18 protein-coding genes and 2 pseudogenes are annotated in these 21533 nt (G+C 73.8%); 12 read left to right on the top strand and 8 right to left on the bottom strand.

Going from position 1 to position 21533, the window contains the following annotated elements; translation table 11 throughout:
- The first annotated feature begins 224 nt into the window (after window positions 1-224).
- The 3 genes from ACN27G_RS19915 to hisD are packed head-to-tail and all read left to right on the top strand — an operon-like array spanning window position 225 to window position 4655.
- The gene (locus ACN27G_RS19915; RefSeq protein ID WP_421494290.1) at window positions 225-2153 is read left to right on the top strand and encodes an HAD-IA family hydrolase; all 1929 of its coding nucleotides are present in this window, start codon (window positions 225-227) and stop codon (window positions 2151-2153) included.
- Between the two features lie 58 nt (window positions 2154-2211).
- Complete coding sequence (locus ACN27G_RS19910; protein WP_421494289.1) at window positions 2212-3318, top strand: pyridoxal phosphate-dependent aminotransferase; 1107 nt, start codon at window positions 2212-2214, stop codon at window positions 3316-3318.
- On the top strand, window positions 3315-4655 hold the full coding sequence (hisD, locus tag ACN27G_RS19905) for a histidinol dehydrogenase (RefSeq protein WP_421494288.1): 1341 nt from the start codon (window positions 3315-3317) through the stop codon (window positions 4653-4655). The genes ACN27G_RS19910 and hisD overlap by 4 nt, the downstream gene beginning before the upstream one ends.
- A gap of 36 nt (window positions 4656-4691) precedes the next feature.
- Here the strand turns inward: hisD and ACN27G_RS19900 are convergent, their stop codons facing one another.
- Entirely contained in the window at window positions 4692-7628 is a 2937-nt protein-coding gene (locus tag ACN27G_RS19900) for a tetratricopeptide repeat protein (RefSeq protein ID WP_421494287.1), read from the bottom strand.
- Window positions 7628-8050, bottom strand: a complete 423-nt coding sequence (locus ACN27G_RS19895; RefSeq protein ID WP_421494286.1) for a hypothetical protein — start codon at window positions 8048-8050, stop codon at window positions 7628-7630. Before ACN27G_RS19895 ends, ACN27G_RS19900 begins: the two co-directional genes overlap by 1 nt.
- A 108-nt stretch (window positions 8051-8158) precedes the next feature.
- Between ACN27G_RS19895 and ACN27G_RS19890 the strand changes: the two genes are divergently transcribed.
- From ACN27G_RS19890 to hisF, 5 genes are all read left to right on the top strand, one after another.
- Window positions 8159-8329, top strand: coding sequence for a hypothetical protein (locus ACN27G_RS19890; protein ID WP_421494285.1), 171 nt, complete (start codon window positions 8159-8161; stop codon window positions 8327-8329).
- Entirely contained in the window at window positions 8329-8949 is a 621-nt protein-coding gene (gene hisH, locus ACN27G_RS19885) for an imidazole glycerol phosphate synthase subunit HisH (protein WP_421494284.1), read from the top strand. The genes ACN27G_RS19890 and hisH overlap by 1 nt, the downstream gene beginning before the upstream one ends.
- Before the next feature lie 184 nt (window positions 8950-9133).
- Window positions 9134-9460 carry a hypothetical protein gene (locus ACN27G_RS19880; RefSeq protein ID WP_421494283.1) on the top strand — a complete coding sequence of 109 codons (327 nt, stop codon included), beginning with the start codon at window positions 9134-9136 and terminating at the stop codon, window positions 9458-9460.
- 72 nt (window positions 9461-9532) lie between these two features.
- Complete coding sequence (gene priA / locus ACN27G_RS19875) at window positions 9533-10258, top strand: bifunctional 1-(5-phosphoribosyl)-5-((5-phosphoribosylamino)methylideneamino)imidazole-4-carboxamide isomerase/phosphoribosylanthranilate isomerase PriA (protein WP_421494282.1); 726 nt, start codon at window positions 9533-9535, stop codon at window positions 10256-10258.
- A 37-nt stretch (window positions 10259-10295) separates the two neighbouring features.
- Entirely contained in the window at window positions 10296-11066 is a 771-nt protein-coding gene (gene hisF, locus ACN27G_RS19870; RefSeq protein ID WP_421494281.1) for an imidazole glycerol phosphate synthase subunit HisF, read from the top strand.
- Between the two features lie 41 nt (window positions 11067-11107).
- Here hisF and ACN27G_RS19865 read toward each other — a convergent pair whose 3' ends face one another.
- Together ACN27G_RS19865 and ACN27G_RS19860 are read right to left on the bottom strand one after the other, a co-directional pair.
- Window positions 11108-11563, bottom strand: coding sequence for a hypothetical protein (locus ACN27G_RS19865; protein ID WP_421494280.1), 456 nt, complete (start codon window positions 11561-11563; stop codon window positions 11108-11110).
- Window positions 11564-11707: 144 nt separating this feature from the next.
- On the bottom strand, window positions 11708-12379 hold the full coding sequence (locus ACN27G_RS19860) for a YczE/YyaS/YitT family protein (RefSeq protein ID WP_421494279.1): 672 nt from the start codon (window positions 12377-12379) through the stop codon (window positions 11708-11710).
- 59 nt (window positions 12380-12438) lie between these two features.
- Here ACN27G_RS19860 and ACN27G_RS19855 point away from each other — a divergent pair, with 59 nt between their 5' ends.
- Window positions 12439-13896: a PLP-dependent aminotransferase family protein gene (locus ACN27G_RS19855; RefSeq protein ID WP_421494278.1), complete on the top strand. Its 1458-nt coding sequence runs from the start codon at window positions 12439-12441 to the stop codon at window positions 13894-13896.
- A 36-nt stretch (window positions 13897-13932) separates the two neighbouring features.
- Here ACN27G_RS19855 and ACN27G_RS19850 read toward each other — a convergent pair whose 3' ends face one another.
- Window positions 13933-14742, bottom strand: coding sequence for an ATP-binding protein (locus tag ACN27G_RS19850; protein WP_421494277.1), 810 nt, complete (start codon window positions 14740-14742; stop codon window positions 13933-13935).
- Window positions 14743-15006: 264 nt separating this feature from the next.
- A complete protein-coding gene (locus tag ACN27G_RS19845; protein ID WP_421494276.1) occupies window positions 15007-16833 on the bottom strand; it encodes an AMP-dependent synthetase/ligase in 1827 nt (608 codons plus the stop codon).
- 326 nt (window positions 16834-17159) lie between these two features.
- On the opposite strand from ACN27G_RS19845, the gene ACN27G_RS19840 reads away from it, so the two are divergent.
- Window positions 17160-17528 (top strand): hypothetical protein, encoded by a 369-nt coding sequence (locus tag ACN27G_RS19840; protein WP_421494275.1) that lies wholly within the window; start codon window positions 17160-17162, stop codon window positions 17526-17528.
- Window positions 17529-17554: 26 nt separating this feature from the next.
- Here the strand turns inward: ACN27G_RS19840 and ACN27G_RS19835 are convergent, their stop codons facing one another.
- Complete coding sequence (locus tag ACN27G_RS19835; RefSeq protein WP_421494274.1) at window positions 17555-18508, bottom strand: terpene synthase family protein; 954 nt, start codon at window positions 18506-18508, stop codon at window positions 17555-17557.
- A 24-nt stretch (window positions 18509-18532) separates the two neighbouring features.
- Window positions 18533-19162 carry a TIGR03085 family metal-binding protein gene (locus tag ACN27G_RS19830; protein ID WP_421494273.1) on the bottom strand — a complete coding sequence of 210 codons (630 nt, stop codon included), beginning with the start codon at window positions 19160-19162 and terminating at the stop codon, window positions 18533-18535.
- Between the two features lie 205 nt (window positions 19163-19367).
- On the opposite strand from ACN27G_RS19830, the pseudogene ACN27G_RS19825 reads away from it, so the two are divergent.
- Window positions 19368-20483, top strand: a pseudogene (locus tag ACN27G_RS19825) (ABC transporter transmembrane domain-containing protein); the annotation flags it as partial.
- 237 nt (window positions 20484-20720) lie between these two features.
- Window positions 20721-21530, top strand: a pseudogene (locus ACN27G_RS19820) (ABC transporter ATP-binding protein); the annotation flags it as partial.
- Window positions 21531-21533: the final 3 nt, after the last annotated feature.

Below are 21533 nucleotides of genomic sequence, written 5' to 3'. Positions count from 1 at the left end.
GGTCACGCGCGCTCACCATGCGGATGTGCGAACGCGCCGGAGCGGATGTGCGAACGAAGCGGATGTGCGAAAAAGGTACGTCGGGAACGTTGCCGCCCGCACCCCGCCGTTCGGGCGGGACGTGCTGGATGATCAGGCCGGTCGGTCCGGCCGCACCGCGCGGCGCGTCCCAGTCCGCAGACGCCGCCGTCGCGGCACCGGCCCCGCTGGATACGATGACGACCATGCTGTTGGCTGATGGCCTGGTGGTGCCGGACGATACCCGTGCCCTGCTGCTCGATCTCGACGGAGTCCTGATCGACACCCTCACGATGGACTACGACCTGGTGGAGACGCTGCTGCGTCCGCATGCCGACGTCGCGGTCCCGAGAGAGGTCATCCGCCGCCATTTCGCCTACGCGCTGCCGGATTTCTGGGCCCGGGTCACCCGGGATGTCGGGCTCGACCTGACCGACGACGCCCTGGCCGATCTGGTCGCCCGGCACGAGAAGGAGCGTCGACTCGTCACCCCGGTGGTGCACGCCGGCGTTCCCGAGCTGCTCCGGGACGCCCGGGCGGCCGGGCTGCGGATCGCGGTGGTCTCCAACAACCCCCGCGCCGACGTGGCCCAGCTGCTCTCCGCCGCCGGCCTGCTCGACGGGGTCGACGAGGTGGTCGGCAACGACGAGGAGGGGCTGCGGAAGAAGCCGGCGCCGGATCCGTACCTCGCCGCCGCGGCCCGGCTGGACTGCCCGCCCTCCTCCTGCGTCGCCGTCGAGGACTCCGTGCTCGGGCTGGAGTCGGCCAGCGCCGCCGGCTGCCACGCCGTCGGGGTGGCCACCGGCTCGGCGACCTTCGCCGAGCTGGCCGCCTCCGGGCACGCCGTCACCTGCTACACCAGCCTCGGGCCACGCCGGGTCCGGCTGGGCCGGGAGGGGATCACCAACAAGGTCCTCGACACCCCCAACGACTTCGTCAGCCACATGGTCGAGCACATCGCGTGGCGGTTGGGCTGCTCGATCGAGCTGCGCTGGACCAGCGACGACTGGGTCGAGCTGGGCGGCGCGCTCGGCCGGGAGATCGCCCGGATGCCACGGCTGCGCGACAGCTCGGCCGCGCTCGGCATGATCGACGACGGCAGTGCCGAGGTCCGGCTCCGGGCCGACGCGGCGCGGGCCGGGGCCCGGTTCTCCGCCTCCGCCCAGCTCGACCTGGACTGGTTCCTCTCCGTACGCTGCGAGCAGCTCGCCCGGGGCGGGCCGCTCGTCGAGATGCTGGACGCGCTCGGCCGGGCCGCCGGGCTCGACATCGCCGTCACCGTCGGCGGCTTCGAGGACCCGCACCACACCTGGGAGGGCGTCTACCGGGCGGTCGGCATCGCGCTGGACCGGATGTACACCCCGCCGGTCGCCGAGCCGGCGCTGCCGGAAACGCCGCCGGCCACCGGGGCGGCGGTCGAGCCGGCCGGCCGCGCCGTCGAACGCGGCTGGTCCGTCGAGACCCTCTCTCCGGTGGCGGCCCGGCTGCGTCGGGAGACCGCCGAGAGCGTGGTCACCATCGACGTGCGGCTGGCCGGCGACGCCGAGCCGGGGGCGGAGGTCAGCATCGACGTGGCCGACTCGGTGAGCGTGACCGGCCTGGCCGGGCTGCTCGACTCGTACGCCCACGCGGCCGGCCTGCGGCTCACCGTCGGCTTCCACGCCAGCCGGCTCAGCTCCAGCCACGTGGTGACCGAGGACGTCGGGCTCGGGCTCGGCCGGGCCCTGCGCGGGATGGCCATCGAACGGATGAGCGAGCTCGGCATCTACGGGGCCGGCTCCAACGTGCGGGACGTCGACGACGTGGCGCGGCCGGTCCGGGTCGGGCTGAGCATGGAGGGGCGGAAGTTCTGGAAGTACGTCCCGTTCGGCGAGGACTACCCGTCGTTCCGGCGTTCGTTCCTGATCGGCCACACCCTCTGCGGCGACCTCTTCAGCGAGGACCTCGACGACTTCGTGGACGGGTTCGCCGGTGGCCTGCAGGCGAGCGTGATGGTGCACGTGGCACCCGGGGTCGGCGCCGAGCAGGGCTGGCCGGAGGTCTTCCCGGCGCTCGGCGAGGCCACCCGGGAGCTGCTCTCGGTCAACCCGTACCGCAGGGCCCTGGCCCCGGGCGTCAAGGCGACGCTGGCATGAGCCGGCTGCCTGGCATGAGCCAACAGGGCGGCATGAGCCGGCGGGGCGGGGAGGCGGCGTGACCCGGACCGGAAGCCCGGCCGGGCTGCGCTTCCCGGCGGCGGTGCGGCAGGCCACCGCGTACGTGCCGGACTGGTCGGGGCAGGATCGCGCGGGACTGATCCGGCTGGACCGCAACGAGGCGACGGCGCCGCTCTCGCCGGCGGTCGCCGAGGCGCTGGTGGCGCACATCCAGCGACACGGCGTGCACGGCTATCCGGAATATCCGCGGCTGGTGGCGGCGCTGGCCGGCTACACCGGGCTGCCGGCGGGCTGGATCCTGCCGACCAACGGCTCCGACCAGGCCATCGACGTCTGCCTGCGGGCCTTCCTGGCGCCGGGCGCGACGATGCTTGTCGCGCGCCCCGAGTTCGTGATCTTCGGCCATTCGGCGGGGCTGCTCGGCGCGGAGGTGCTCGGCGTGCCCTACGGCCCGGACCTGGAGTTTCCCTATGCCGAGTTCCGGGCCGCCGCGACCGCCGGGCCGGATCTGATCGTCTTCGTCAACCCGAATAACCCGACCGGCACCCCGGTGGACGTGGAGTTCATCGTCGAGACCGTCGAGGCGCATCCCGAGACCCCGGTCGTGGTCGACGAGGCGTACGCCGAGTTCACCGGGGTCACCGTCGCGCCGCTGATCGAGCGCTACCCCAACCTGGTGGTGCTGCGTACCTTCTCCAAGGCGTTCGCGATGGCCGGGCTCCGGTTGGGCTACGTGCTGGCCCGGCCGGAGGTGGTCGACCAGCTCGTCAAGATCCGCAATCCCTTCGACGTGAACGCGCTCGCCGTGGTCGCCGCGCTGGCCCAGCTGGAGCGGGTCGACGAGATGCGGGCGTCGGTGGCCGAGACGATGCACCGGACCAAGCCGGCGGTGCGGGACTTCTTCCGGGAGCACGGCGTCCCGGTCTGGCCGGGCGCGGCCAATTTTCTCCTGGTCCGGCCGGGTCGGTGCGCCGAGACGATGGAGCGACTGCGGGCGGCCGGGATCCTGGTCCGCCGGATGACCCCGCCCGCGTTGGCCGGGACGTTCCGGATGAACCTCGGCACACCGGCAGAGATGACAACGTTCATGGACGTCTATCGTGAGCTGCTGCCCGCCCCGGGCGGCATGGAGGCGAAGCAGTGACACTGCAGGTCAACCGGTACCCCCTGGAGAAGCTCTCCGAGTCGGAGCGGCGGGTGCTGATGCAGCGCGTACGGGCCGACTACAGCTCGGTCGAGGCGGACGTCCGGGCCATCGTCGCGGACGTCCGCGACCGCGGCGACGCCGGGCTGCTGGCGCAGACCGCCCGGCTGGACGGGGTCACCCTGTCGACGGAGACGCTGAAGGTCACCGACGAGGAGTTCGAGGCGGCCGAGGCGGCGGTCAGCCCGGCGGTGCGGGAGGCGCTGGCCGGCGCGATCGCCAACATCCGGCACCACCACGAGGCGCAGCTGCCGCAGGCATCCTGGATGCAGGAGGTGCGGCCGGGCGTCCTCGTCGGCGAGCGGTGGACCCCGATCACCTCGGTCGGCCTCTACGTCCCCCGGGGCAAGGGCTCCTTCCCGTCGGTGATGACGATGCTCTGCGCGCCGGCCGTGATCGCCGGGGTGCCGGAGGTCGCGGTCTGCACCCCACCCGGCCCGGACGGCACCGTCGACGCCGCCTCCCTGGTCGCGGCGTCGCTCTGCGGGGTGCGCACCATCTACAAGATGGGCGGCGCCCAGGCCATCGCCGCGTTCGCCTACGGCACGGAGACGGTACGCCGGGTCGAGAAGATCGTCGGCCCCGGCAACGAGTACGTCTCGACCGCCAAGCGGCTCGTCTACGGCGAGGTCGACCCGGGCCTGCCGGCCGGCCCGAGCGAGTCGGTGGTGCTCTGCGACGGCGCGGCCGATCCGGAGATCGCCGCCCGCGAGCTGCTGGTGGAGGCGGAACACGGCAGCAACTCGGCAGCCCTGCTGGTCACCCACTCGGCGGCGCTGGCCGACGCGGTCGAGAAGCTGCTCCCCGACCTGGTGGACGCGCTGCCCGAGCAGCGCCGGCAGTTCTGCACGGCGGTGCTCGCCGGCTACGGCGGCATCGTGCTCACCACCGACCTCGCCGCGTCGGTCCGGTTCGTCAACGAGTACGCGCCGGAGCACCTGCGGGTGCTGGTGGCGAATCCGTTCGAACTGCTGCCGAAGCTCACCAACGCCGGTGAGATCCTGCTCGGGGAGAACACCTCCATCCCGTTCGGCAACTTCGCCGTCGGGGTGAACGCGATCCTGCCGACCGGCGGCACGGCGCGCAGCCAGTCCTGCGTCGGGACGATCGACTTCATGAAACGCTCGTCCTTCGCCTACGTCTCCGACGAGGGGGTGGCGGCGGTGGGTCCGACGGCGGTGACGCTGGCGACCTACGAGGGCTTCCCCGCACACGCCTCCGCCGCGCAGTTCGTGGTGGACCGGGCGGCGGCCCGGACCCGGGCGGCGGAGAGCTGACGAGTCCCGTCCGGTTCCCGGGGGACGGAGTCGGGGCTACGGGTAGTTGAAGACGATCGGCGGCCGTGCCGCACGGTTCCTGGCGAGCGGTCCGATCCGGCGCAGTTCGGCCTCCAGGTGGTGCCGGGTGGCCAGCCGCCGGGCCTTGCCGAGCAGCCGGGCGGCCGCGCCCGGCCGTCCGGTCGCCCGCAGCGCCATCGCCATCGCCAGATAGCACTGCACCGTGCTGTGCCGGAGCTGCTTCGCCTCGTAGGTGGCCCGCACCCGGCCGTAGAGCGCCAGGTCCGTCTCCCCGTCCTGCCGCTTCGCCTCGGCGAGCCCGACCAGCGCGTGCGCCTGCTCCGTCTCGCTGGCGGTGCTCTCGAATCGTTCCACCGCCGCCAGGTACGAGTCCCGCGCCCGGCCGTTGCGGGACGATGCCCGGTACGTCTCGGCCAGCCCGAGCAGCGCCCAGCCCTCGCTGCGGGTGTCGCCGACCCGCAGGCACAGGTCGAGTCCGGCGGTGTGCTGCCGTTCGGCCTCGGCGAACTCTCCGGTCAACCGGAGCACCTCGCCGATCCCCCAGAGCGCGTACGCCTGGCGTTCGGGATTGTCCCGGGCCTCGGCCAGCGAGAGCGACCGGCGGTACGCGGCCAGCGCGGCCGGCCACTCCTCCAGCAGCCGGGACACCTCGCCGAGCCCGTACACCGCCTCGATCGTGCCGCTGTCGTCGAAGATGTCCGCGAACGCCTGCCTGGCCTGCTCGTAGCGCTCACGCGAGCGGCGGTAGTCGGCGTGCAGCCGGTCCAGCTTCGCCAGGCCGAGCTGGGCCCGACCCAGTTCCCGGGCCGCCTCGGCACCGGGCTGTGCCCGAGCCGACCGGGCGGCCTCGGCGTATTCCTCGGCCGCCTCCGGATAGCGGCTCCCCATGCGCAGGCTGTCGGCGCGCCGGTTGTGCATGACCGCCGCGTCCAGGGTGCCCTGCCGGCCGGCGACCGCGACCTTCCAGTGGTGTGCGGCCCGCGCGTAGTCGCCGCGGATGCTCTCGCAGCTCGCGATCACCGCGTGCAGCCGGGGCAGCCAGTCCGGTTCGACCCGGCCCCGGTCGAGCACCCGCCGGGTCAGCCCGCGCATGGCGTTGCCACCACCCCTGGCGAGGATGTCCTCCCGGTGGGTGAACATCAGCTCGATCGCCGCGCCGACGTCGTCGGCGTCCAGCAGCACCCGTGCGGCGGAGAGAAACTGGCCGGTCTCCCGCAACTGCGTCGCGGCCCGGTGCCGGACCTCGGTCAGGGTGATCCGGTCGGTGGTGGCCAGCACCGACCGGGCGACGTTGGAGTGCAGGTAGAGCCGGCCCTCGGCGCTGCGGACCAGCGGCGGGCTGTGCCGCAGCGTCTGGAGGGTGCGGGAGAACTCCGGGGTGTTCGCCGCGTGCTCCACCGTGGACCGGGTGGTCGGCGCGGCGATCACCGCGAGGGCCAGCAGCACCTGCCGGGCCGCCGGTGACACCTGGGCGAGATAGCGGTTCAGCCAGTGCTGGTGCAGGTCCTCCGGCTCGGCCGGGTCGAGGTCGCCGCGCTCCACCGCCCGCCGCCACTCCGCGCTGCGGATGAACTGCTCGACGCAGGTGATGTCCTCGCCGAGCGCGCCGATCCAGTCCAGCGCCCGGCCGGAGACGGTCAGGCCGTGCAGCCGGACGAAGTCGGTGACCTCGTCGGGGCTCAGTCCGGTCGTCCCGGTCACCGGGGCGGTCAGCTCCGGGGCGAGTCGGTCCCACGAGGTGAGCACGACCAGGGAGCGGCCCTGGCCGGCGGCCCAGAGCAGCTGGTCGAGCAGGTCGACGATCTCCTGCTGCCCGTCCCGGCGCGGGAAGTGCGCGTTGTCGAAGACCAGCAGGTGCCGGCCGGCCCGTACGGCCTCGATGGTGGCCCGGACCGCGGGTCGCGGGTCGCGGAGGAAGGTGTCGTCGATGACGGTCTCGATCGGTTCGATCGCGCCCTGGTGTTCGAGCAGGTGCAGGGCGAGCCTGCGCAGCAGCCGCTCGATGGTGCGGTTGGGGGGCGGTTCGAAGTCGTACCAGTAGACGGAGTCGACCCGTCCGGAGTCGCGCAGGCCGGCCACCAACTCGGCGGCGATCATGGTTTTGCCGCTGCCGGAGGGGCCGTGCAGCACGACGGCGGACTCGGTGGGGCCGAGCAGCCGGTCCCGCAGCTGCCGCACGGTGTCCCGGTCGGCCAGGTAGACCTCGGGCAGTGGTGGCGGTGCGGTCGCGGCGGCCAGCCGGGACAGCTCCGGGTTCGCCGTCGCCAGGTGCGACACCGCGCGTCGGCGCCACTGCCGGGCCAGCTCGGCCAGGTCGACGGCGACTCCGGTGCCGGCCAGCACGCCCCGGTCGATGAGCGCGGCGTCGGCGGTCAGCCGCTCGTCCTCGCGGAAGCCCACCACCGAGCCGACGACCGTGTGGCTGCGCAGGTCGACCACGGGCCCACCGCTCTGCCCCCGGCTGCGCACGGAGAAGGCGATCCGGAAGCGGCGGCGTTCGGGGACGGTGCGGAGGAACTCGCCGCTGAGCGCGCCGAGCCCGGTGCGCCCCTGGTCGGCGACGGTGAAGCCGTAGACCCGCACCGGTGCGCAGTCGGCGCCGGGCCCGGTGAGCGCGTCCGGTTCGGCGAGCGGCAGGTAGCCGGGCGGTTCGAGGTTGAGGCGCAGCAGCGCCCAGTCCGCGTCCCGGTCGGCCCAGCGGGGCTCGTGCCGGGCGGAGACCGCCGACGTGGCGGGCCCGCCGGAGGCGAAGTGCACGTCGAGCGGGAAGCTGCCGGGCGTGCGGTGCAGGTGCGCCTTGACGGCGTGGAAGGCGGTGACCAGGTGCCCGGCGGGTGAGACGAAGAAGCCGGTGAAGACGCCCTCGTCGGAGCCGGGGACGCGGAGCCGGACGACACTCTCGCGGACCGCCTCGGCCAGGAAGCCGCTCAGTGCCGAGGCCCGGTCGGTCATCAGCTCGGGGTGGCCGCGCCCGGTGGGCAGATCGTGTCGAGCTGCCGCCGGATCACCAGCACGGCGGCGGTGCTCAGCGGGTCGATGACGAGTTCCGCCGCGACGTCGGTCAGCAGGGTCGCGACCAGGCCGACGAGCGCCACCTCACCCAGTTGCTTGCCGCGTTCGCTGAACCGGGCGTAGCGGAGCCGTTCGCAGAGCACCACCCGGAGGCGGTCACGGGACTCCTTCAGCCATCCGTCGAAGAACTCACCGAGCTGGCCGGGGCGCCCGCCGCCGGCCAGGATGAGGTCCGGCTCCTCCTCGGCGGCGAGGTACTGGGCGTACCAGCGCCGCAGCGCCTCGTCGGGATCGGCGAGCAGCGCACGGATCTCAGCTTCTGAGGGGGACAACTGCCGGGTCTCCTCTTCGGCGGCGGACACGTCCGCTCCGGATCGAATGAGAGCGATGATATCGGCGGGGTAGGAGTGCGCCCTGTCCCCTCAGGGTCGGATTTCGTCAGGCCGGACGTGCCGACTATTGTTCGTTCGGTGAGTTCTCTGCTGCCGGTGGCGTTGTTCGCGCTCTCCGGTGTGCTCATCGGCGGGCTCTGGTCGATGCGGCGTCAGGGCTCGTCCGGGGCCGTCATCGGCCTGATGGCGGTGCTCGCCCTGCTGGCCGCGGTCGGCGGGGTGCTCTGGTTGCTTCCCGGAGACGGCTGATGCCCCGGGTGGTGGTGCTGGACTACGGTTCCGGCAACCTGCGCTCGGCGCAGCGCGCCGTGGCCCGGGCCGGCGCCGAGGTGACGGTCACCGACGACCTCGACGTGGCCGCCGCTGCCGACGGCCTGGTGGTGCCCGGGGTGGGTGCCTTCGCCGCCTGCATGGCCGGGATCGAGGCGCTGCGGGCCGGGCCGGTGATCGCCGAGCGGGTGGCGGCGGGTCGGCCGGTGCTGGGGATCTGCGTCGGCATGCAGATCCTCTTCGAGTACGGCGAGGAGCACGGCGTGGTCAGCAAGGGGCTGGGCCTGCTCCCCGGCGGCGTGACCGGGCTGGCCGCCCGGCGGGTGCCGCACATGGGCTGGAACACCGTCGCGCCCCCGCCCGGCTCCCGGCTCTTCGCCGGCCTGCCGCCCGGGGCCCGCTTCTACTTCGTGCACTCCTACGCCCCGACCGACGTCGCGGCGCTCGCCGCGTCCGGTGCGCTGGCGACCACCGCCGAGCATGGCGGGCGGTTCGTGGCGGCGGTGGAGCGCGGCCCGCTCTCGGCCGCCCAGTTCCACCCGGAGAAGTCCGCCGAGTCCGGCCGCGTCCTGTTGCAGAACTGGCTGGCCACCCTGTGAACGCCGCCCCGCCCGCCCCGGCACGCCGGCCGGCTTCTCGCCCGGCACGCCGGCCGGCTTCTCGCCCGGCACGCCGGACGGCTTCTCGCCCGGCACGCCGGACGGCCTCTCCCCGGGCGCGCCGGACGGCTTCTCCCCGGGCGTGCCGGACGGAGCTGCCGGCCCGGTCGGAAGGCGCTTCCCGGTGAGCAAGGAACGGGCGCGGCGCCGGGCGCTCCGGCTGGCGGAGGCGGAGCGGGAGCGCGCCGCCCGGGCCCGGGCGGTGGCCCGCCGCCAGCGCCGCCGGGCCCTGCTGCGCCGGCTCGGCCCGCGACTGCCGGACCGGCGCACCGGGCGGCTCTTCGCCCGGCGCAGCCGGGGCGAGCGGGCCGGCGTGGTCGTGCTCTCCCTGGCGGCGGTGATCGTCATCTGGCTGCTCGTCGACGACCTGGCCCTGCGGCTCGGGCTGATCGCGCTGCTGCTGCTGGTGCTGCCGGCGGTCGTGGTGATCGCGTTGGGCCGCCGGACCTGAACCCGGCCCGATGAACCCGCCGAGCCCGGCTGCCGCCGACCGACTCCGCTTCCGCCAACCGAGGAGAGCACGTTGAGCCTGACCCTGCTTCCCGCTGTCGACGTCGCGGACGGCCAGGCCGTCCGTCTGGTCCAGGGCGCCGCCGGCAGTGAGACCGGCTACGGCGACCCGCTGGAGGCGGCACTGGCCTGGCAGCGGGACGGCGCCGGCTGGATCCACCTGGTCGATCTCGACGCCGCGTTCGGCCGGGGCTCCAACGCCGCACTCCTCGCCGAGCTGGTCCGCCGGCTCGACGTACGGGTCGAACTCTCCGGTGGGATCCGGGACGACGAGTCGCTGCGGGCGGCGCTCGGCACCGGGGCGGCCCGGGTCAACATCGGCACCGCCGCGCTGGAGGACCCGCAGTGGTGCGACCGGGTGGTCGGCGAGTACGGCGACCGGGTGGCGATCGGGCTGGACGTGCGGGGGCGCACCCTCGCGGCCCGGGGCTGGACCCGGGACGGCGGCGACCTCTTCGAGGTGCTGGAGCGGCTGGACAAGGCCGGTGCGGCCCGCTATGTGGTGACCGACATCACCAAGGACGGCACGATGCGCGGCCCCAATCTCGACCTGCTGCGGGAGGTCTGCGCCCGTACCGATGCCCCGGTGATCGCCTCCGGCGGGGTCTCGACCCTGGCGGACCTGCGGGCGCTCGCCGGGCTGGAGCCGCTCGGGGTGGAGGGTGTGATCGCCGGCAAGGCGCTCTACGCCGGCGCCTTCACCGTCGCCGAGGCGCTCGCCGTGCTGCGGGAGAAGTGACGGGCGTCGCCGCGCGGGCGCGGGTTAGGCTCGGCCCATGACGGTGGCGGTGCGGGTGATCCCCTGTCTCGACGTGGACGCGGGGCGGGTGGTCAAGGGTGTCAACTTCGTCGACCTGCGGGACGCGGGCGACCCGGTCGAGCTGGCGGCGGCGTACGACGGGGCCGGCGCCGACGAGCTGACCTTCCTCGACGTCACCGCCTCCTCCGACAACCGCGGCACCATGCTCGACGTGGTACGCCGCACCGCCGAGACGGTCTTCATCCCGCTCACCGTCGGCGGCGGAGTGCGCCGGGTCGAGGATGTCGACGTGCTGCTCCGGGCCGGTGCCGACAAGGTGGGCGTGAACACCGCCGCGATCGCCCGGCCGGAGCTGATCTCCGAGATCGCCGAGCGGTTCGGCCGGCAGGTGCTGGTGCTCTCGCTCGACGTGCGGCGTACCCCGGCCGGCAGCACCACCGCGAGCGGCTTCGAGGTGACCACCCACGGCGGCCGGCGGGGCACCGGGATCGACGCGGTGGACTGGGCCGCCCGGGCCGCCGAGCGGGGGGCCGGGGAGATCCTGCTCAACTCGATGGACGCGGACGGCACCAAGGCCGGATTCGACCTGGAGCTGATCGGCGCGGTGCGCCGGGTGGTCGACGTGCCGGTGGTGGCCAGCGGCGGTGCCGGTGCGGTCGCGCACTTCCCACCGGCGGTGGCGGCCGGCGCGGACGCGGTCCTCGCGGCCAGCGTCTTCCACTTCGGTGAGCTCAGCGTCGGTGACGTCAAGACCGCGCTGCGCGGTGCGGGCCACCCCGTCCGCTGACCGGGTGTCCCGATCCCGCCGTTCCGATCCTGCCCGGCGGGCTATCCGCCGTTCTCCGGCGAGCGGCGCGGCATCGGCAGGGTGAACCGGGCGGCGTATTCCTGCACCGCCGCCGCGTGTTCGTCCTCGGCGAGCTGCCAGTCGTGGTTGCCGGGGGAGTGCCGGCGGGTCAGCACCCCGTGCACGGTCTCGACGGTGGTGGCCAGGCCACCGTGCGGCCGGGTCCGCCAGAGGTGCTCACCGGCGGTGGTGACCCGGAACCAGCCGTCCGAGACGGTGATCAGGCCGGCGCCCACCAGGCGGCGCACCGCGGCCTCGATCTCGTGCCGGGCCGGAAGGGCCCGGTTGAGATGATCGGCGGTGGAGAGCACGTCGGCGAGCCGGACGCCCTCCGGCCGGCGGGTGCTGCTCGACCGCCGGTGCCGGCCGGCACCACCCGCGATGATCAGTGACACGAAGATCCAAGCGTCGGACCAACGCCATCCCTCATCCCCCATGGGGAAATGATGCCGTGCCACGGCAGCCGACGGAACCGTTGTGCACCGGTTCATTCCGCGGATCCGGTCCGTTCCGCAGATCCCGGACGATCGACGCTCCACGAGGGACGGTCCGGTTCCGTACGACTGACGCGTCCGGGCCGGTCAGGTGGGCGCGGAGAGGTGCACCGGCCGGGGGTGGGTCGGTGACGGCGCGACGGTGAAGAGCGGAATGAAGACGTGCGCCAGGGGGCCGATCGCCAGCGCGTACGCCAGGGTGCCGATCCCGACCCGGCCGCCGAGGGCGAAGCCGATCGCCAGTACCGTCACCTCGATCACCGTGCGGACCAGCCGGAGCGACCGGTGGGGGTGCCGGGCGACGTAGCCGGTCATCAGGCCGTCGCGCGGCCCCGGCCCGAAACGCGCTCCGATGTAGAGGCCGGTCGCCATGCCGTTGAGCAGGATGCCGGCGACCAGGAACCCGGTCCGGGTGGGCAGGGGCTGCGCGGTCGGAAGCAGGGCCAGGGCCGCGTCGACGGCGAGGCCGATGACGACGACGTTGCTGATCGTGCCGAGGCCGGGCCGCTGGCGCAGCGGGATCCAGAGCAGCAGCACGAGTGCGCCGACGGCGATGGTCACGACGCCGAACGAGACACCGGTGATCCGGGACAGCCCCTGGTGGAAGACGTCCCAGGGGTCGAGCCCGAGCCCCGCCTCGACCATCAGGGCCATGCTGACGCCGTAGAGCACCAGGCCGGCGTAGAGCTGGCCGAGACGCCGGACGAGCCGATCGCCCCGGCCGGTTCGGCTCCGGCCATGCTTGCCAATCTTTGCCATGCATGCCACTCTGAGGTCCAATCCGGCAGCCATGAAGGGCCAATCGGGGTGAGGTGGCTATGACGAGCCTGGTCCGCGGGGCACAGCTCGCCCGGATGCTCGGGCAGTGGCACGCACTTCCGGGGCGGCGGCGCAGCCCCGACTACATCGCGTTGGCCGGTGCGGTGCGCGGACTGCTCGCCGACGGCCGGCTGCCACTGGGCGTACGGCTGCCGGCCGAGCGGGAGCTGGCCGAGGCGCTGCTGGTCAGCCGGACCACCGTCACCGCCGCCTACCGCGAACTGCGGGAGAGCGGGCACCTGACCAGCCGCCGAGGGGCCGGCAGCTGGACCACGCTGCCCGGCGGGCACCGGGTGGCCAGCTCGGGGCTCTGGACGCCGCAGGACGACCTGGACATGATCGATCTCGGCTGTGCCGCGCTGGCCGCTCCGGCGGAGCTGGCCCCGGCCGCCCGGGCCGCCGCCGAGGAGCTGCCGCGATACCTCGGCGGCGCCGGCTACCACCCCACCGGGATACTCGAGCTGCGCACGGCGGTCGCCCGGTCGTACACCGCGCGTGGCCTGGTCACCAGCCCTGAGCAGATCATGGTGACCAACGGTGTGCAGCACGCCCTGGACCTGGTGCTCCGGCTCGCGCTGCCGACCGGCGGCAGCGTACTGGTGGAATCACCGACCTACCCCAACGCGCTCGCCGCGCTCGCCGCGCGCCGGGCGCGGATCGCCACCCACGGGCTCTCCACCGAGGGTACGGGCTGGGACGCCGACCTGCTGCTGGGCAGCCTCCGGCAGACCCGCCCCCGGCTCGCCTACCTGATCCCGGAGTTCCAGAACCCGACCGGGCACCTGATGCCCACCGGGCTGCGCGAGCGGGTGGTGGCGACCGCGCATGCCAGCGGCACCGACCTGGTGGTCGACGAGTCCTTCGTCGACCTGCCGCTGGACGGCACCGAGGTGCCGCCGCCGACCGCCGCCTTCGACCGGCACTCCCGGGTGGTCACCATCGGCGGGATGAGCAAGCCGTACTGGGGCGGCCTGCGGATCGGCTGGATCCGTGCCGCCGCACCCCAGGTGCAGCGACTCGCGGCGGCGCGGGTCGGGGTCGACATGGCCGGCCCGGTGCTGGACCAGCTCGTCGCGGTGCGGCTGCTCGCCGACGCAGAGGCGATCGTGGCGGCCCGGCGGGCACAGCTGACCGCCCAGCGCGACGCCCTGCTCGCCGCGCTCCGCGCGGAACTGCCCGCCTGGCGGGTCCGGGTCCCGGCGGGCGGGGTGACCCTCTGGGCGGAGCTCGACGGCCCGGTCGCCAGCGCGCTCGCCCGGGCCGCCGAGGAGGTCGGGGTACGCCTCGCGCCCGGCCCGAGGTTCGGCCTCGACGGCACCCTGGAACGCTTCCTCCGACTGCCGTTCACGCTGCCCGCCGCCGACCTGACCGAGGCGGTACGCCGGATCGCGGCAGTCCGCTACGACATCGACCGGGCGCGGCGCCCGCTCTGGCAGGAGCCGGTCGTGATCGCCTGAGCGGCGAAAGCTGGTCGTGATCGCCTGAGCGTCGGCTCAGGCCGGGTAGCCGGCCCGGGGGAGGCCGACCAGGCCGGCGAGGCGCAACCGGGACGCCGGCTGCGCCGCCAGGCTGGCCCAGACGATCTTTCCGTCGGAGCCGTGCAGGACGCCCCAGCTGTTGGCGGACCGGGTCACCATGGCGAGCCCGCGACCGCGTACGGCCAGCGGCTGGTGTGGATCGTCGGAGATGCCGGCCGGGTCGCGCCGGGGCAGCGCCGGCACGCCGGGGTGCCGGTCGGCGACCGCGATGCGCAGCCGCTGCCCGTGGTGGCAGAGGGTCAGGTCGATCTCGGTGCCGGCGTGCTCGACGGCGTTCGCCACCAGTTCGGAGGCGACGAGCTGGGCATCGTCGGCGATCTCCGCCAGTCGCCACCGCTCGCAGCACTCCCGGACCAGCCCCCGGGCCGTGCTCACCGCCTGCGGCACCGGCGCCAGCCGCCGGTGGACCCGCCGGAGGTGGGCCGGGACGGAGTAGGGCCGGACCCGGGTGAGCGCCTCGGTGAGCCGGGGGTAGAGCTGGACCCGCCGGGTCGGCAGGCGGCGGAGCAGGACGGTCAGCGCCGAGGCCGGCGCGCAGACCAGCACGGTGATGCCACGCCGGCACGACTCCCGGAGCATCACCAGCGCCGGAAGCAGGGTCGGCAGCAGCTTGTCCGGGGCGATCCGGGTGCAGTCCACGGCCACGTACGGCGGGTGGTGCGCGGCGCACCGCGCGATCGCCCGCTGCAGCGTGTACGCCTGTGCAACGCTCCACCGGCCCGCCATCGTGATCACCAAGGCGCCGGTCTCCACGTGAGCTGCCACCGTGGCCACCATCACCGGAACCCCCTCGTCCCCACGTCCCGCCGCACGACCGGGCCACCGGATCGGCCCGTCGTGCACCTGCACTCTGCTCTTACCCCGGTGACGCCCGGGTGAAGCCGCTCCGAGTCCATCTGCCCTGCGTAGTCGGGTAGAGCCGTCGGGTAGCGACCGGGCGAGGGCGTCCCGGCGGTGCGTGGTCGAGGACCGGCGGGGGCACCGCCGGTCCTCCCGGCACTCCGGGCGGGGCGTCCCCGCGGACCGCGATCAGATCTGGGCGAGAGTGCCCTGGTACATCCCGTCGATCTCGCCCTTGAAGCTCTGCTCCACGGCGCCGCGCTTGATCTTCATCGAGGGCGTCAACTCGCCGTCCTCGACGGTCAGGTCACGGGTCAGCACCGTGACCTTCTTGATCGTCTCCCAGCGGTTGAGCTTCTCGTTCAGCTCGGCGACGTAGCCGTCGACCATGGCCCGCACCTCGGGCGAGCCGACGATCTCGGCGTACGGCCGACCCTCCAGCGGACCGCCGGCGGCCCAGGTCGTCATCGCGTCCTCGTCCAGGGTGACCAGCATCGTGCAGTAGTTGCGGGCCTGCCCGACCACCACCACCTGCGAGGTGTACGGGCAGAGCGCCTTGAACCTGCCCTCGATCAACGACGGCGAGATGTACTTGCCGCCGGAGGTCTTGACCAGGTCCTTCTTCCGGTCGGTGATCCTGAGGTAGCCGTCCTCGTCGAGCTCGCCGATGTCGCCGGTCCGGAAGAAGCCGTCCGGGGTGAACGCCTCGGACGTCTCGGCCGGCAGGTTGTGGTAGCCGCGCATCACCGGCATGCCGCGGAGCAGGATCTCGCCGTCGGAGTCGAGCCGGCACTCGAGGTCACCCAGGGCCCTGCCGACCGTACCGATCTTGAGAGCGCCCGGGCGGTTGACGAAGTTGCCGGCGCTGGTCTCGGTGAGGCCGTACCCCTCGGAGATGGGCAGCCCGGCCGCGGCGAAGAAGTGCGCGATCTCCCGGCTCAGCGGCGCGGCGCCGGAGACCAGTACCCGGATCCGGCCGCCCAGCCGGGCCTGGAGCTTGCTGAAGACCAGCCGCTCGGCGAGCCCGTACTGGATCCGGAGCCCGGCCGAGACCGGCCTGCCCTCCTGCTCCAGGCTCACCTTGCGCTTGCCGGTCTGCACCGCCCAGGCGAAGATCCTGGCCTTGGCGCCGCCCGCGTTCTGCGCGGTGGTGACCGCCCGGTTGTAGACCTTCTCGAAGATCCGGGGGGCACCGCACATCAGGGTCGGCCTGATCACGGCGAGCAGCTCGACGAGCCGGTCGAGTCGGCCGTCGACGTAGGTGGGTACGCCGACGTGGATGATGCCGCAGATCAGCGTCTTGCCGAACGAGTGCGACAGCGGCAGCCAGAGATACTGCAGGTCCTCGGGGAGCAGGAGCCCGAGCTGCCCCTGGGCGATGCCCTCCCAGCACCACCCGGCGTGCAGCAGCTCGACCCCCTTGGGCCGCCCGGTGGTGCCGGAGGTGTAGATCAGGGTCGCCAGGTGGTCCTGGTCGATCCCGGCGACCACCCGGTCGATCTGCTCCGGGTCGCTCTCCAGGGCCAGCGCGCCCTGCACCTCCAGATCGGCCAGGGTGAGCTGCGGCGGGGTGGCGTCCGGCGCGGCCGGCCCGTCGATCAGTACGACGTGGGTCAGCCCCGGCAGCTCCGCTCCAGCGATCTTGGCCGCCTGGTCGGCGTTCTCGGCGATCAGCACCTTCGAGCCGGAGTCGGAGAGGATGAAGACGGTGTCCTCGGGCTCGGTGGTCGGATAGACCGTGGTGGTCGCACCGCCGGCGCACATGACGCCGAGGTCGGCGAGGACCCAGTCGAGCCGGGTGTTGGCCAGGATCGCCACCCGGTCCTCGGCGCCGATGCCGAGGCCGCGCAGCCCGGCGGCGATCGCCTTCGCCCGCTGGCCGACCTGCGCCCAGCTCAGCCAGACCGGACCGGAGTCGTCGGGTGCGGGGTGGGCAAACGCGTCCCGGTCGGGGGTGGCCGAGACACGCTTCAGGAACATGTCGGGGATGGACCGGTAGGGGACGTCAAGAGCCATGGCGGGGGGAGCCTCCGGATATCGTCGCGTGACGGTGATCACGTTAAATCGCGGTTACCGTACGGTATTTCGTCTGCCCACGCCACGGCTAGTACCGATCGGCCCGGTGGCCGCGCCGATCGGACCGCGCGATCCGATATCTGCCGCCCTCGTCGGCTATCTGCCGTCCTCGCCGCCGCTGGGACGGTCTCGCGCGATCCGAGTGGCAAACCGACGAAATGCCCGGCACCCTCTCTAAGCTATCCACTCGTCGGCCCGGTCGGCGAGGGGGACGCCGCGTGACCAGGGGCCGGGAGGCCATCGAGCACGGGTAAGGGTGATCAACCATGGGCCAGAGCAGTCCCTTCGCCGGAGATGCCGGGCCCGGCGAGCCGGCACCGGGCCACGTCATCCACCTTCCGGTTGCCGTATCCACGCTGGACGCCGCCACCGAACTCGCCGCGTTGCTGGCCGAGTCGCTCGCCTTCCTCCCGGAACTCGACGCCGGTGAGGTGACGGTCTCGGCCGAGGACGCGCAGCACGAGCGGTACCGGGTCTTCTGCGACCGGCTGCTCTTCGGCTCCGGCCGCTGCGGCGAACGCGAGGGACACCGGGGTCCCTGCGTGGCCGGCGCCGCCCGGCCCGGCCCGGTGCGGCGGACGTTGATCGACGCGACCTCGGGCCGGGTCGGCGCGTCCCCACCGCCCGGCCGGTGACCTCCGTCGGGGCGGCGCGGCGGTGGTCACCGGTAGCGGGCCGCCGCCAGCGACCAGTCGTAGCTGCCCCGGATCCAGGCCCGCCGCGCGGTGACGAACCGGTGGGCGTCGGTGCCGCCGCCGGCCAGCACCGCGGACTCCAGCCGCAGGTACGCCCGCAGCCCCGCGTTGAACCGCCGGGCCGCGTCGAGCAGTGCCGCCCGCTCCTCCCGCCCACCCTCCCGGGCCAGTACGACGATCAGGTTGTGCCCGTCCCGGCCCTGCCGGCGCTCCTTGGCGTAGGAGAAGACGTCGTTGCACCAGCAGACCAGGTCGGTGGCGAGGTCGTCCAGGCTGGCGGCGTCGAGGTCGGCCCGGCAGGTCGCCTCGGCCAGCCCGCCGTAGGCCAGGTCGGTCAGGGTGAAACTGGGGCGTACCCCGCCGGTGTGCCGGCGCATCTGGAGATATTCGGCCACCGCCGGGACCCGGTGCCGCTCCCGGTTCGCCGCCTCCCAGAGCAGCGCCAGCAGGTAGTCCCGCATCTGGCCGGCGAACCGGAGCAGGATCCGCGGGGAGTCCTGGGCGCGTACCCGGTGGCAGAGGTCGTGCAGGCCGGCGGCGGTCGGGCCGGCGACGGCGGCCAGCTCCGGCGGCGCCGGCCCGCCGCGCAGGTCGAGCACGTCGAGCAGCCGCCCGACCACCGGGGCGAGCCGGGCCGGGTCGTCGCCGAGGCCGTCCTCGTCGCAGCGGTCGTCGAAGGCGAAGAGCCAGGTGAAGAGGTCGGAGAGGAGCCGGAGCTGCTCCGGCCGGGCGTCCGGGCAGGTCCGGCCGGCCAGGTCGGCGGCGTTCGACCGGTCCAGTCGGCGGGCCGCGGCGGAGCTGCCGACCAGGCCGAGTTCGGCGGCCCACCGGCTCGACTCCGGGCTGACCTGCCCGACATGCTCGTTGACCCGCACCGGAAAGGGCGGCCTGGTCAGGGACGCCAGGGCGAGGGCGCGCATCGGCACGTCCGGCCGCCCCGGCGGTCAGACGCCCAGCCTGGCGGTGCGGAGCCGGTCGGTGAGGGCGGGCGGACCGACGAGCTGGACCCGGGCGACACGCTGGCGGCCGAAGAGGAACATCATCAGCTCGCCCGGTGACCCGACCATCCTGACCTGCTCGCCGCCGGCTCCGGCACCAATCTCGCCGTGCTCGGGCGCCTGGATCAGCAGGGTGGCCGGAAATCGGCGCAGCGACATCCGGGCCAGCGTCGGGACGCGCCTCCACAGCGCGGCCTGCTGGCCGGCCGGCAGCTCCCGGGGCTGCCAGTCGGGACGGGCCCGCCGGACGTCCTCGTGGTGCACGAAGAACTCCACCAGGTTGGCCAGCTCGGCGACGGGCGGCAGGGCCAGCGGGCTCCATCGTGGCGGATGCCGGACCAGGTCGACCAGGGCCGGAAACGGCTTGCCGGCCACGGTCGCCTGCACCCGCGCCAGGTGTCCGCGCAGCGGCGGGAGCATGAGCCCGGCCGCCGCGTCCGGCCGGCGCTCCCGGATCACCAGGTGGGCGGCGAGATCCCGGGTGGCCCATTCGGGAATGATCGTGGGCGCGTCCGGCCCGAGCGCATGGAGGAGATCGGCCAGCGACTGGCGCTCCGTATCCGCGTAGCGGGGCATGTCTTGATCGTAATCCTGATCCGGCCGACCGGGTGGTACGAGATCCGGCCGACCGGCACGGTGCGGGCCGCCGGCAGCGGGAACAGGCTGTGACAGCAGACACAATCAGGGCCGAGTCGGTATCACCCACGCCAATCGGTTCGTCATCCCTCGCCCTGATCAGTAAGGATGAGCTGGAGGCAGCAGGCTTACGGCGGGGGAGAGCGTGGCGGGCAAGACGAGCCGGGACATACTTCTCAGGGGAATCCGGGTCCTCGGTCACGCGGTCCGGGAGGAGCCACGGATCTTCGCGGTGGCGGTCGGCGGCAGTGTTCTCTACAGCCTGTTGATCATCGCGAGCGCGTACGTCGTGGGTGCCGTCGTCGGCAACGTGGTGGTGCCGTCGCTGGAGCGTGGCCGGATCGAGCTGGCCGCCGTGCTGGCGGCCGCCGCCGCGCTGTTCGCGGTCAGCCTCGGCCGGGTGCTCGGGATGTTCGGCCGCCGGCTCGGCGCCGGCTTCATGCAGTACCGGTTGCAGGCCAGCTACCGGCGCCGGATCACCCGCCGCTACCTGGAGCTGCCGCTGGCCTGGCACCACCGGCACGCCACCGGCACGCTGCTCTCCAACGCCAACTCCGACGTCGAGGCGGCCTGGTTCCCGATCGCGCCGCTGCCCTTCGCGGTCGGCACCCTGGTGATGCTGGTGGCGGCGATGGGCTCGCTCTTCGTCACCGACTGGGTACTCGCGCTGGTCGGGGTGGCGATTTTCCCCGCGCTCTTCGCGCTCAACGTCGTCTACTCCCGACGCATGGCACCCCGGCAGGCCCGGGCCCAGCAGATGCGCGCCCAGGTGAGTGCGATCGCGCACGAGAGCTTCGACGGGGCCCTGGTGGTCAAGACCATGGGTCAGGAGGCCCGGGAGACGACCCGGTTCGCGGCCCAGGCCGGCGAGCTGCGGGACGCACTGATCTCGGTGGGCCGGCTCCGTGGCACCTTCGACCCGATGCTGGAGACCCTGCCCAGCCTCGGCACCCTGGCCGTGCTGCTGGTCGGCACGGCCCGACTGAGCCAGGGCGCGGTCAGCATCACCGAACTCGTCAGCGTGGCATTCCTCTTCACCGTGCTGGCCTTCCCGGTCCGGGCGATCGGCTGGGTCCTCGCCGAGCTGCCGCGCAGCGTCGCGGGCTGGGAGCGGTTGCAGGCCGTGCTCACCGCGACCGGCGAGATGCCGTACGGCGACAGCACACTGGACGCCCGGGAGGGGCGGCCGGCCACCCTCGTCTTCGACCGGGTCACCTTCGGGTACGCCCCGGCCGAACCGCCGCCGGCCACCGTACCGGGCGAGGCGGCACTCGTGACCGAGCCGGAGGCGGCTCCCCGCCCGACCGGGGTACCCGAGCCGGCCGATTCCCCGGCCGGGAGCCGGATATCCGAGCCCGTGCTGGCGACCGGCCCGGCCGGCTCGGCACCGGCGGGTTCCGTTCCGGTCGGCTCCGGCTCGGTTCCGGCCGGTGGGGTGTCTCCGGCACCGGGCGGTGTCGACCCCACGGCGGCGGCCGGGCCGGTGACCCCGGCTCCGGTGCCGGTGCTGCACGACGTGTCGTTCACCGTGCCGGCCGGCCGGACGGTCGCGCTGGTCGGGCCCACCGGCTCCGGCAAGTCGACGATCGTCTCCCTCGCGGTCCGGCTCGTCGACCCCGACGCCGGCACGGTGACCGTGGACGGGGTCGACCTACGGTCCCTCACCGCCGCCTCGCTGGCCGGTACCACCGCGTTGGTGGCCCAGGTGCCGTTCGTCTTCGACGACACCATCCGGGCCAACGTGACGCTGGACCGGGACGGCATCACCGACGACGACGTCTGGGCCGCCCTGCGGCTGGCCGAGGCGGACGGCTTCGTGGCGGCCCTGCCGGAGGCGCTGGACACCCTGGTCGGCGAGCGTGGCGCGGCACTCTCCGGCGGCCAGCGGCAGCGGCTCACCCTGGCCCGGGCACTCGCCGGGCGGCCCCGCCTGCTGGTGCTGGACGACGCCACCAGCGCCGTGGACCCGAGGGTGGAGGCGGCGATCCTGGCCGCACTCCGCGGTGACCGCACGCCGTCCTCGGCGGACGGGCGGGACGGACGGGAGGGTCGGGACCCGGGCGGTGCCGAGCCGGCGGCGTCGATCCTGGTGGTGGCGTACCGACGGGCGACCATCGCCCTTGCCGACGAGGTGGTCTACATCGAGCACGGCCGGGTGGTCGGCCGGGGCACCCACACCACCCTGCTGCGTACCACTCCGGGGTACGCCGCGCTGGTCACCGCGTACGAACGGGCCGAGGCGGAACGGGAGCGGGATCGGGCGTACGAGAACTCGGCGACCCGGCGAGGCGAAGAGGTGGACGTGTGAACG

Source organism: Plantactinospora sp. WMMB334 (assembly GCF_049179095.1).
Taxonomy (GTDB): domain Bacteria; phylum Actinomycetota; class Actinomycetes; order Mycobacteriales; family Micromonosporaceae; genus Plantactinospora.
This window is presented reverse-complemented; position numbering and strand designations above follow the sequence as displayed.